This is a genomic window from Bacteroides luhongzhouii (assembly GCF_009193295.2).
In the GTDB taxonomy this organism is placed as follows: Bacteria; Bacteroidota; Bacteroidia; order Bacteroidales; family Bacteroidaceae; genus Bacteroides; species Bacteroides luhongzhouii.
This window is the reverse complement of record NZ_CP059973.1, coordinates 265,473-278,838: the sequence shown is the minus strand read 5'-3', so window position 1 is coordinate 278,838 and position 13,366 is coordinate 265,473. Positions and strand designations below refer to the sequence as shown.

The window sequence follows — 13,366 nt, the reverse complement described above, 5'->3', positions numbered from 1 at the left end:
TTAATTATATTTGCAACGAATTATTAATTTATAAACGCAATATTTCTTGCTTTTCTGATGCAATATACCTCATATCAAAACATGAAAGATGTGGCTTTATGGAACCTTGTATTGAAGGGTGATATGAAAGCTATGTCTTTATTGTATAAGAAACATTACGAATTATTACTTAACTTCGGTCTGAAATATACTTCGGACGAAGAATTCGTAAAGGATTGCATTCAGGATGTTTTTGTTAAACTTTGTACAAGTAAGCGATTATCATCGACGGAGTATGTACGTTCTTATCTTTTAACTTCTTTGAAAAATGTTATATCCGATAAATTGTCATCATTGAAACTGACGGAAGATTTGAATGAACATTTCTTTGAACTGGAAATAGAAGATGCTGCTTTAGAATCTCTTTTTAAAGATGATGATAAAGAACTTCAATTAAGCAAAAAATTGATAAACGCCTACAAAAGTCTGCCTGAGAACCAGCGGGTGGCAATCTATCTTCGTTATGTCAAAGGATTGTCCTATAAAGAAATGGCAACTGTCTTGAACATAAATCCCCAGTCTTCCATGAATCTGGTTTCCCGTGCATTAACTAATTTACGGTCAAAAATGACTTTGGATGAGTATTTACTATTCATTATTTTATTCTTTTCCTGACACGATATTGCTCTTTTTTTATAAATACTCTATTTTTTTTCGGAAAAAGTGAGTAGACATTTGCATTATCATCGTTTTAAAGACAAAGATGATGAAAAATGGAGAAAAGAAAGTTTAAAATACACCACCATGTTGCACGAAAATTGATCAAGCACGCCAGAGAACAGGAGAGACATGTCACTCCTGAAGAACTGGACGACTTGTGGAGACGTGTAGAAGAACAAGTATTCATAGAGAAAAGAAAGAACTCACGACGCCGTATCCTGTATGTCACCACGGCTTTATCGGCTGCGGTTATCTTCTTCGGCATGTTTTGGTTAGGCAAACAATTTATTGCTTATTATGCGGATGATGATTCAATTGTTGATTTTGCCCAATACACACAAGCCGAAGAAGCAACCAACAAGGATATTCGATTACTGATACCAGGCAAGAAGGAGGTGGAAGTGAAAGAAACAGATGCAAATATCATCTATTCGCAAAATGGAACGGTGGTAGTCAATTCTGACACAATTACTCAGCGAGAAACACAGGAGAAAGAAAGAGAGTTCAATCAATTGATAATACCGAAAGGGAAAAGAACCCGATTGACTTTGGCAGACGGAACACGTTTATGGGCAAATTCAGGGACACGCGTCGTTTATCCCGGTCATTTTGAAAAGAATCGACGTGAGATTTATGTAGAAGGAGAAGTCTATCTTGACGTGTTCCGTAATGAGGATGCTCCTTTCATCGTCCGGACTAAAGATTTTCAGATACAGGTCTTGGGGACATCTTTTAATGTCTCTGCATATCCGTCGGAGGGCGTTTCATCTGTCGTATTGGTTGAGGGAAGTGTGAATGTAAAGAATCAGCAGAAAGAACAAGTGATACTTGCTCCAGGGCAACTGGTTGATATAGAAACGGGACGGTTGCATTCTCCCCGCAATGTAGATGTTGAGCCATATATATGTTGGGTGAAGAATATGCTGATGTATGTAGATGAACCTTTGGATAAGGTATTTAGAAAATTAAATTTGTATTACGGTAAAGAATTTGTCTTGGAATCCGGCGTGGCAGAGCTGCAAGTTTCCGGGAAACTGGATTTGAAAGAAAAATTGGAAGACGTTTTACATACTATTTCTTTTTCTGCTCCTATATATTGCGAAGAAATAGAAGGGAGAATATTTGTAAGAAAAGAATAGGTATGGATCATTTATAGTTAACCCTTTAATATATAATTTATGAAAAACAAAAGTCCTTAAGAAAAGGTTGGATGATACTGCAATTATCATTCAACCAAAAGATTAAACAACATTCAATTATTAACTTTATAAAATTTATTACTGATATATGAAAAATATCATAATTAAAAACAGACTTTTAGCGATTTCAAAGATTGCTTTTTTTTCTTTAGCTATTTTGATGGGAAACGCATGTTCGGACGATGACACAAAAGAGGTGCTTCCACCGGACGAGCCCAACGTTCCGGATGTTCCCGACATTCCGGATGTTCCCGACATTCCGGAAGTACCGTCGAAAGCCTACTTTGTCAAGCAAGAGAAAGCGGGATCGGGTTCCGGTGAAGACTGGGACAACGCAATGGGCACAGCAGAATTGCGCGACCTGCTGAATAGTAGTGCGGAAGCAACCGGAAATGTCGAAAATATGACTTTCCACGTCGCACAAGGTACCTATCTTATTGGAGACAAACCCGAAGGTGTGACGATTGCATACAAAGAGCTTGAGAAGCAAGTTGTAATCAAATTCTGGGGTGGATACGATCCGGCAAGTACCGGAACGGATTTGGACAAACGCGACATAGTAGCCAATCCGACCACCTTTACAGGAGATGTGAATGGAAATGGTGAAGCTGATGACGGCGATTATTCATTGTTCACATTAGGCGCTTATACAGACGTTACATTCGATGGATTTACCTTTTCTCAAGGTTTTCATGCTAACAATTCAGACAATAGCTACGGTAGCGGTTTTTATGTAGCACACGCGGAGGCAACTTTGCAATTGAACCATTGTAGCATCAGAAAGTGCCGGAATCACAGAATTGAAACGGAGGGTGCGGGTGGTTCTGCCATTTTCATTGATCACGGTATCGTCAAGTTGAATGATGTATTGGTGAGAGATAATGCCACAGGTGATGGTGGTTCGCTGGGAACTATCCGTTCAAAAAACAATGATGTGGTTCTTTTCATCAACGGTAGCCGCATCAATTTTAATGTAGGTAGAGAATACGGTTATGCCATTCAAATGTCTGCCGGAAATTTATGTATGAACAATACGTTCTTAATCGCAAATTGGGGTAGTGAAGGTTCTATAAATGGAGCTGCCGCAATGCTGCTTGTCAACAATACGATAGTAGAGGGGTGTGAGGGAATTCTCTTGCGTTGCGAATCGACTCCTTCCCAACAATCATGCTTGATGAACAATATCATTATTACTGGTGGTGTTGTTAACTATCCTCTTGTAAATGTAAGCGATCCTGATAAATGTCGCCTGACTTCCAAAGGCTATAACCTGTTTGGAGGTATTGCTCCGAATAACAGCGGGTTCATTCCTTCAAATACCGACCTATACGGCTGTACAGAATGGGACTCTAATGGACACAAATTGGGATTCAATTATAACAGTGAGAAAGAGATTAGTGAATGGGATGAAAATATTGCTGCCCTTGGCTTTACTCCAACAACTTTGAGTGCCGTGAAAAGTGCCATCAATGAGTTTGATCCGGATTCTCGTCCCGCCAAGATAGAACAGAGTTTGGGCAAAGAGTTCTTGGGCTGGTTGGAAAGCATTAAAGCCTTTCCTGCTGAAGGTAATTTGATCCCGGGTTCCTATCAGAAATAGTATTGCTATCCCTTCAATATATAAATTTTATGAGAAATAAAAGTCCTTAAGAAAAGGCTGAATGATACTGCAATTATCATTCAGCCAAAAAATTAAACAACATTTAATTATTTAATTTTATAAAATTCGTTGCTAATATATGAAAAATACTGGTAGTATATTTTCTGCGGGAACGAGAGTTACTCGCATATTATTTCTTTTTAGTTTTTGTTTTCTTTCTTTGCATTCTTACGCAGTAAACGCGGACAGATATGCTCAGGAGAAAACACTAACAGTGGAAATACATAATAAAACAGTTAAAGAAGTGCTTGATTATATAGAAAAGAATAGCGAATTCATCTTTTTCTACTATAATAAAGCGATTGATACGAAACGTAATGTCAGTTTGTCTGTAAAGGATAAACCTATCACTGTCATCTTGAACCAATTATTTGAAGGTACAGATGTACGGTATGAGATAAAAGACAGGCAGATTTCTCTCAAAAAAGAGGAAACACAACAATCCTCGAAGGATAACAAGAAACGGAAAAAACGTACATTGACAGGATGGGTATTAGACGAAGATACCAACGAACCTTTGGTAGGAGTCAGTATTATGGCCCAAGGAGAAAATAGAGGAATCGTTACAGGAATAGATGGAAGTTTTTCAATAGAGGTATATAACGATACAAAATTACAGTTTTCATACATCGGATATAAAAAACAACTCTTACAAGCAGGCAATCAACAAGTATTGAATGTTAAAATGCAATCGGACAATGCATTGCTGAATGAAGTGGTGGTGGTGGGCTACGGAACCCAAAAGAAAGGTACTCTGACCGGTTCCATATCCAGCGTAAAGTCGGAAGACTTGACAATAGCTCCTATAGCTACGGTTTCCAACTCATTGGCAGGACGATTACCCGGATTGATTGCTACCCAATCCAGCGGTCAGCCTGGTGCTAATTCTGCTGCATTAAACATTCGTGGATTTGGCAATGCGTTGGTCATTGTCGACGGCGTTGAAGCATCTCTTGATAATATTGATACCAATCAGATAGAGTCCGTATCTATACTAAAAGATGGAGCAGCCTCAATTTATGGTGCCAGGGCCGGTAATGGTGTAATATTGGTTACCACAAAGAGGGGTATCAATCAGAAGCCGACAATCACGGTCAACAGTACGTTTACCTGGCAGGGCGCAACGAACATGTTGAAGCCTGCCAATGCCGGTCAAAGAGCTGAAATGGAAAGAGAAAAACATCTTCAGTCCGGAAAGCCTGAAGCTGACGCTCCTTTTACGGAAGAAGCCGTACGGAAATATTATGAAGGTACAGACCCTCTCTTTCCCAATACTGACTGGTATAAAGTGATAATGAGAGATTGGGCACCCGAACAGCAGCATAATGTATCTATTCGTGGTGGTAGTGACAAGATTAAATATTACGGGTTCGTCGGCTATCTGAATCAACAGACGATGATTAAGAAAAATGGGGGTAAATATGAGCGATTCAATTACCAATCCAATATCGATACTAAAATATTGGATAATCTGACCCTGCAAGTAAACATCGGATACAGTCAGGAAGATCGTAATTTCCCAACACGCGACATGTCTCCGGGGACGTCCAACATCTGGCAGGATTATTGGAATACATTACCTTATTATCCCGCCACTCTGCCCGATCCGAGCAAAATATCTTATGCGAATGGAGCAGGTACAGGAGGTTTGCATGTCAGCTCAAATAGAGATCTGACCGGATACTCAGATACCAGAAATGAGGATTTGCGTGCTTCTGCTTCATTGGAATACAAGTTCAAATTTGTGAAAGGGTTATCGTTCAAGTTATTTGAAAGTTACAGAAAGCTTGGGGTATTTAGCAAGACATTTTCCAAACCGGTGACTCTTTACACATACGATCCTACCAGTGATACGTATACATTGGCAGGAACATTCGGTGGCAGCAAAGCTTCTTTAAACCAATCGGTGTTGCGGGATGCCACGTTTACCCAGCAATATTCTTTCAATTACGATAATTATTTCAAAAACCATCATGTGTCGGCAATGGCTTTGCTGGAATGCATTGATTATTCAAGCAATACCTTACTTGCAGGAAGAAAAAACTTCATGAGTACAGCCATTGACCAAATGTTTGCCGGTAGCGCAGAAGGTATGACCAATAACGGATATGCTTCGGAAATGGGGAGAATGAGCGTTGTCGGAAGAATCAATTACAGTTATATGAATAAGTACTTGCTGGAGGCTATTCTTCGCGCTGATGCTTCTGCCAAATTCCCTCCCGAGAAACGATGGGGATATTTTCCCAGCGTCTCTTTAGGTTGGGTGGTTTCCAAAGAAAAATTCATGTCTGATATCAAGTTTATTGATAATCTGAAGTTGCGTCTTAGCTATGGTCAGTCGGGAAATGACGGTGTAGGAAATTTCCAATATTTGTCGGGTTATAATTACGGGCATTCCTATTTGTTTGGTAATGACGCGGTGCAAGGTATTACTCCCACAGGGCTTGCCAATCCTAACTTGACATGGGAAAAAGTGGAAATAAGCAATGTCGGTATTGATTTTTCATTCTTTAACCGGAACTTATATGGAGAAATGGATGTGTTCTATCGCGAACGTACGGGTATTCCGGCCAATCGGCTCGGCTCTTTACCGTCCACCTTCGGTGCTGCTCTGCCGCCAGAGAATTTGAATAGCCTAACCGATAGAGGGTTTGAAATAAAATTAGGAACCTCCGGACGGTGGAATGATCTCGTTTATGATATAAGCGGAAACATTTCTTGGTCGCGTGCGAAATGGAAATATGTCGAAGAAGCAAATATAACCGACCCCGATCAAGCAAGAATTTACTTGAAGAGCGGAAAATGGACAGATTGCGATTATGGATATATCTCCGAAGGACTATTTACCAGCCAGGAAGAAATCATGGAAGCACCACATTATCAAGATTTGGGCGGTAATGCTACCCTCCGACCGGGAGATGTGAAGTATAAAGACTTGAATGGTGATAACATTATCAACTGGAAAGACCAGACTGAAATAGGAAAAGGGAAGACTCCGCATTGGATGTATGGAATCAATATAGCATTAGCCTATAAAGGATTTGATTTGAGTGCACTTTTCCAAGGAGCTTTCGGTTATAACCAGCATGTAACAAGCGATATGTTTTCCACTTTACTCTATGAGGAAAGATGGACTTCGGCTGAAAACAATCCTAATGCTTTGTTCTACCGTTTAGGAGGAGCTGCAAGTAATAATTGGGCCTCTGATTTCCTTTACAAGAAGGCGGGTTATCTTCGTTTGAAGGTAGCATCTTTAGGATATAATTTACCAAAATATCTTATAGAAAAGTGCAAGTTAAGTAACGTAAGAGTCTATTTGTCGGGAACAAACCTGTTGACATTCAACAAACTTGGCAAATATGGAATTGACCCCGAAGCACCGAACGTCGGTTGCTATTATCCGCAACAACGTACCATCAGTCTTGGATTAAATGTTTCATTTTAGAACAATAAAAGTAGAATGCAATGAAAAAATATAAAAGAAATCTACTGTTAGGGTTGTTTGCAGCAACACTCACAACAATGACATCTTGTTTGGATGTGCTCGACAAGGAACCGTTGGATATAATTTCAGACAAAACAGTCTGGAGTGACCCCGTATTGATAGAAAGTTATCTTTCAGAATGCTATTATCAGACTTCCGTATTCGTCAATGAAACGCCTACCTATTTTTCCGAACACTTTAATAGCTTTTGGCAAAGCGAAGCCGGAATGGGAATGCACTGGATTAATGAAATAGCCGATGAAGCCAAGGTAAACTGGGGATATAACACAGGTGATGCGGCCATTTATAAAGCCGGCGGATTGAGTATAGGAGGCGGTCTGTTAGAATGGTGGGATCACGCTTATGTCATTATTCGTAAGTTGAATGAATTCCTGCAACGGCTACCTTCGTCCCCGATTGATGAAAATTTAAAAGATCAGCGGATGGCGGAAGCACGTTTTTTGAGAGCATTCAATTATTTTGCAATGGTCAAACGATATGGCGCGGTTCCATTGATTACAGTCCCTCAGAAATTGGATGATCCGGAAGAAGAATTGTATGCTAAACGTACTTCAGAGAAGGCGGTATATGATTTCATACTCTCTGAAATGACAGACGTCGTTGAAAAGGGTCATTTGCCCGATGTGGCGGATTCAAAATCAGGACGCCCCACTAAATATGTGGCATTGGCACTGATAAGCCGCGCGGCTTTATATGCCGGAAGTATTGCGCAATTCGGTACAGTACAATTGGACGGCTTATTGGGAATACCAGCATCGGAAGCAGAAGGCTATTATCGCCAGTCATACAATGCTTCAAAAGAGATAAAAAAGAAATTCTCTTTATACAATTCGGATGCTGATAAGGTCGTAAATTTCAAGAATATATTTCTTGTAAAAGACAATAATGAGGTGATTTTTGCCAAAAAGCATAATAGCTCGCCGACATCTATAGATACCGGCCAGTATAGTGGTGGAAACTGTTGGGGTTATGATTTTGCCCAATGCCCGAAACCACACGCGTGGAATGCAGGGAACAAAGACGCCCCTTACCTTGAAATGGCAGAGGAATTCGAATACATAGACGGAACGCCCGGTACGTTGAACAAACAACAAATCATGAATGGAACGTGGACTACGGAAGAACTTTGGGGAAATAAAGACCCACGCTTTTTTGCCACCATTTATACTCAAAATACCGACTGGAAGGGAGCTAAAGTCGATTATCATAATGGATTGCTTTTGCCGAATGGACAGATTTTGACCTCAGGATCACACGAGGGTGTGTTGGCATTGGGTACACAAAGTGTAGATAACAGTTTTGGAACTGGTTTTGGTGTAATGAAATATTTGGATGAAAGTAGCAATACCCTTCAAGGCCCTCCCGGTTTCTCAAGTACCGATTATATCGTTTTCAGATATGGAGAGATATTGTTGAACCTGGCTGAAGCAGCTTTTGAACTGAATGAATCAGACGCACTGGGTGCTATTAATGAACTGAGAAGACGTGCCGGTATCAAAGAATTGGAAACCATCGACCGTGAGAAAATACGTCATGAACGAAAAGTAGAGCTGGCTTTCGAAGGACATCGCTATTGGGATGTGAGACGTTGGAGAATAGCTACAGATGTACTGTCGAAAGGCAATTCCGGATTGCGTTATATACAGGTTTATGGTACGAATCCGCCTAAATATAAACTGGAAGTGTTATATAATATAGATGGAGATAATAGACCTAAATTCTCCGAACATCAATATTATTTCCCAATCACGTTAGGACGTACAGGTAACAATCCTAATTTAGTGGAAAATCCGGGATATAAATAATTGAAAAAAATGAATAGAGTACCGGAAACTCAGGAATACAGTTTCCGGTATCAAATTACGTTAAAAACAATAACTTTTTAATAATCATGTTGAGAGCAATAAATCTTTTTTTTAAGTATATACTTATTGTAAGTTGCAGTTTTCATTTTACCAGTTGTCATAGTAAGACAAATGATGAATTGATTGATAAGCCTTCAGGAGAATGGAAGATAGAAGTGGATGGAACCCCGGTAACGGTTCATCAGGCACGGGTTTCTAAATATCCCCATAATCAGGCGTTTGAAGGATATCAACGACCTGTTTCTCAGACGGAAATAGCACATTTTGCCTGTTTCGATTATAAAAAAGGGGCCATGGTGAGAATTACTTCACCGAAAAATGTAAATGAATGTAAAATACGTCCTACAGAGTTTGGCATTGTTCCCGTAGTGAAAGAAAATACTATTGAATTCACCTTATCAGGTCCTTGCCAGTTCGTTGTCGAATTTGGTGATCATCATGAAGCCTTGCATCTGTTTGCCAATCCGAAAAAATTGACAGTCGAAAGAAGTGCTGATGCGCGTTATTTTGGTCCCGGCACCCATGAAGCCGGTCTTATTACAATGAGAAGTAATGAAATGGTATATATTGACGAAGGAGCAATAGTCTACGGAGCTATTGAGAGTGAGAACACGTCTAATATAAAAATTGTGGGAAAAGGTATTCTCGACTCAAGCCACATGAATTCGGGACATTCCATTTCCTTGAAGGGGGTATCGAATGCTCATATTGAAGGCATTGTTGTGAAAGATCCGGCTCATTGGGCGGTGGTTCCCTATTATTGTAATGGAATCACTTTCGACAATGTCAAGTTGGTAGGCTTTTGGCGATATAATGCTGATGGGATAGATATTGTCAACAGTAGCGATGTAACAATAAAGAATTCCTTTGTCAGAGCGTTTGATGACTGTATTGCAATTAAAGGACAGAAAGCTTGTTATGACAAGCAAAAAGTTATCGAAAATATAAAAGTGGATAACTGTGTGCTTTGGAATGACTGGGGAAAAATTATTGAATTTGGAGCCGAAACTGTGGTAGATGTTATTCGCGATGTCACTATTTCAAATTGTTATATTCCTCGTTTTACAATGGTTGCATTGGACATGCAGAATGGAGATAGAGCCCGTATCGAAAATGTACATTTCAACAATATTTCTATTGAAGAACCGATAACAGAAAATGCTACGCTGAAAGACGAACCATTGGATACAGGTTCATGGGGAAGAACAGTTAATTTGGAAATTACAGGTACCCCATGGTCGCAAGATAACATCCGAGGAAGTATAAATAATGTATATTTTGAGAATATTCGTCATATAGGTTCCGTTTGTACAGGAATTGCTTTGATGGGATATAGCGAAGAGCACAAAGTATCCAATATACACATTAAAGATTATTATGCCAAAGGTACGAAAGTAACCGGAACATCAAATCTTATACGCAAAAACAACTATGTTACTAACGTCACAGTTGAGTAATGAGCAATTCTTTGAGATATGAATTGAAGAACTTGTATACCTGTAAATCCATTGTCTGCCCTATCTATCGTGATAGGGTAGACGATAATGATATTGTAACTGCGAAAAAGAGATTTACCGATATATTGATTGCGATAAAATGAAAAAGAAAATACAGAAAATAGTTTTTATATTCGTTTGGTTTATTACTGCAAGTATGTCGGCAGCTCCCTCATTTTCAGTATATGGACTCATGACAGAGCAAGCAGAAAATCCTATTGGAGTAGAAACCAACGAGCCGTACTTCAGTTGGAAGATACATGCGCAAGAACGAAATTTTAAACAAAGTGCTTATCATATCTGTGTTGCCGACTCTCCTGCCAAATTGGAAAATGACGATTGCAATATATGGGATAGTGGTAAAGTATTCTCAGACAATTCGATTTTCAATCAGTTTAAAGGGAAAAAATTACTATCTTCTACAACCTATTATTGGAGAGTAAAAGTCTGGAATGATAAAAGGGAAGAGTCTGCATGGAGTCAAATACATACTTTTACAACAGGACTACTGAATGAAAGCGATTGGGGTACTTCCCGTTGGATAGCAATGGAAGCAGACGGAGCAAAAATAAAGGGTATTCATTATCAAGATAAAGATGCTTTGCCAACTTCTAAAACAGGTATGTATAAAATGCCCCAATTCCGAAAGGAGTTTCAAATAAAGGAAGGTATACAAAAAGCTTTTGTTTATATTTCAGGAGTAGGACATTTTGATTTGTTTATAAATGGCTCTAAAGTGGGCGACCATTTTTTAGATGCAGGATGGACTTTGTATAACAAGGAGGTCTTCTATGTTTCATTTGATGTAACAGAACTGTTGAATAAACAAGATAATGTTCTTGGAGTTATGCTTGGAAATGGTTTCTACAATGTACCACAAGAACGTTATTTCAAATTATTAGTTTCATACGGTGCTCCCAAACTGAAATTAATACTGAAAGTACTATATGATAACGGTACATCGCAGGAAATCGTTTCGGATAACTCTTGGAAGGTGACCGAAAGCCCTATTACATTCTCCAGCATATATGGCGGTGAAGATTATGATGCTACCAAACAAGAAGTCGGATGGATGAATGCCGGTTTTGATGACAAAAATTGGAAAGATGCTCTTGAAGTGGATTATCATCCTAAAATGGTTTCCCAGCAAATAGAGCCGTTAAAGATAAAAAAAGAAATACCTATAGTCAGATGTTATAAAAACAGTAAAGGCAACTGGGTGTATGATTTGGGACAGAACTTCTCCGGAATAGTTCGTCTCCGCGTTTCAGGAAAAAGGGATCAGAGTCTTTGCCTTGTTCCGGCCGAATTGCTAAACAAGAACAACACTGCCAATCAGTCAGCTTCCGGGCATCCGTTTTGTTATCATTATAAACTTCGAGGAAACGATACTATCGAAACCTGGCAACCGCAGTTTACCTATTATGGATTTCGCTATGTGGAAGTAAAGGGGGCTGTTCCAGCAGGAGAAAAAAATCCGAAGAATCTTCCTGAGATAATAGAACTTACAGGGTTACATACAAGTTTGTCTGCTCCTCAATCCGGAACTTTCTTTTGTTCCAATCCCCTGTTCAATAAGATACACGACCTCATTGACTGGGCTATGCGTAGCAATATGGCCAGTGTATTGACAGATTGTCCTCACAGAGAAAAATTAGGATGGGTAGAACAGACTTACCTAATGCAGTATTCGTTGCAGTATCGCTATAACATGTCGAGGATGTACAATAAGATTATAAGGGATATGTATCTATCACAGACCAAGCAAGGAGTGATTCCATCCATTGCGCCCGAATATGTAAGATTTAAAGAAGGCTTTGAAGATACGCCGGAATGGGGAAGTGCTTTTATAATATCTTCCTGGTACGCATATTTATGGTATGGCGATGACAGGGCACTGACAAACTATTATCCTATGATGAAAAGATACATGGATTACTTAGCTTCCCGCGCAAACGACAATATCATAGCATACGGATTGGGGGATTGGTTTGACATAGGTCCGGATGTTCCTGGAAATTCCCAGCTGACTTCAAATGGTTTAACCGCAACTGCAACTTATTACTATAACGCTACTATTATGCAAAAAATTGCACGTTTGCTGGCTCAACCGGATGACGTCGAAAAGTATGGAAGATTGGCAGTTGAAATTAAAGAATCATTCAATCGCAGGTTTTTCAATTCTTCCACTAAAACTTATGACCGTAATAGTCAGACTGCAAATTCGATAGTGTTATTTATGGGATTAGCAGATAAAACATATAAACAATCAATCATTAACAATCTGATTTGCGATATAGAAAAACGGAATTATTCGTTAACTGCGGGTGATATCGGATACAGATATGTATTGCAAGCTTTAGAAACAAACGGTTTATCAGAGTTGATTTATAAGATGAATTGTAAATACAATGTGCCTGGATATGGTTGGCAGTTGGCACATGGAGCAACAGCACTTACCGAATCATGGCAAGCATTTGGTTTTGTATCCAACAATCATTTTATGTTAGGACATTTGATGGAGTGGTTATATGGTGGCATAGGAGGAATACGTCAGACAGAACAATCATTGGCATATAAAACAATACTAATTGATCCTCATGTCGTTGGAGATATAACTACAGCATCGGCTTCTTATGAGTCACCCTACGGCCGAATATGTAGTGAATGGAAAAAAAAGCAAGAAGGTTTTGAATTGAAAGTTTCTATTCCGGCAAATAGTGAAGCGGTAATAGTCTTGCCAACTGCAAAAATTGAAAATGTTATGGATTATGGAATTTGCCTGAGTTCGGCTGAGGATATTGTTTTTTTAGGAGTCGAACAAAATAGAATAAAAATCAAAGTTGGTTCTGGAGACTATCTGTTTTCAGTAAAAGGATAAAACATAACTTTTTAAATCAGAAAATACATGCCATTTCCATATTGCCATTAAGCAAGGGAAA

7 protein-coding genes are annotated in these 13,366 nt (G+C 39.2%); all 7 read left to right on the top strand.

All coding sequences use genetic code 11. The features are described from left to right. The first annotated feature begins 81 nt into the window (after nt 1-81). Entirely contained in the window at nt 82-654 is a 573-nt protein-coding gene (locus GD631_RS01005; RefSeq protein WP_143259966.1) for an RNA polymerase sigma factor, read from the top strand. 98 nt (nt 655-752) lie between these two features. Next, entirely contained in the window at nt 753-1,838 is a 1,086-nt protein-coding gene (locus tag GD631_RS01000) for a FecR family protein (protein WP_143259965.1), read from the top strand. 148 nt (nt 1,839-1,986) lie between these two features. Beyond that, nucleotides 1,987-3,498 carry a hypothetical protein gene (locus GD631_RS00995; protein WP_143259964.1) on the top strand — a complete coding sequence of 504 codons (1,512 nt, stop codon included), beginning with the start codon at nt 1,987-1,989 and terminating at the stop codon, nt 3,496-3,498. A 274-nt stretch (nt 3,499-3,772) separates the two neighbouring features. Beyond that, nucleotides 3,773-7,003: a TonB-dependent receptor gene (locus GD631_RS00990; protein ID WP_244983353.1), complete on the top strand. Its 3,231-nt coding sequence runs from the start codon at nt 3,773-3,775 to the stop codon at nt 7,001-7,003. A 20-nt stretch (nt 7,004-7,023) separates the two neighbouring features. Beyond that, nucleotides 7,024-8,868: a RagB/SusD family nutrient uptake outer membrane protein gene (locus GD631_RS00985; protein ID WP_143259962.1), complete on the top strand. Its 1,845-nt coding sequence runs from the start codon at nt 7,024-7,026 to the stop codon at nt 8,866-8,868. An 86-nt stretch (nt 8,869-8,954) separates the two neighbouring features. Next, a complete protein-coding gene (locus GD631_RS00980; RefSeq protein ID WP_143259961.1) occupies nt 8,955-10,385 on the top strand; it encodes a glycosyl hydrolase family 28 protein in 1,431 nt (476 codons plus the stop codon). Nucleotides 10,386-10,524: 139 nt separating this feature from the next. After that, complete coding sequence (locus GD631_RS00975) at nt 10,525-13,305, top strand: alpha-L-rhamnosidase (protein ID WP_143259960.1); 2,781 nt, start codon at nt 10,525-10,527, stop codon at nt 13,303-13,305. The last annotated feature ends 61 nt before the right edge of the window (nt 13,306-13,366 follow it).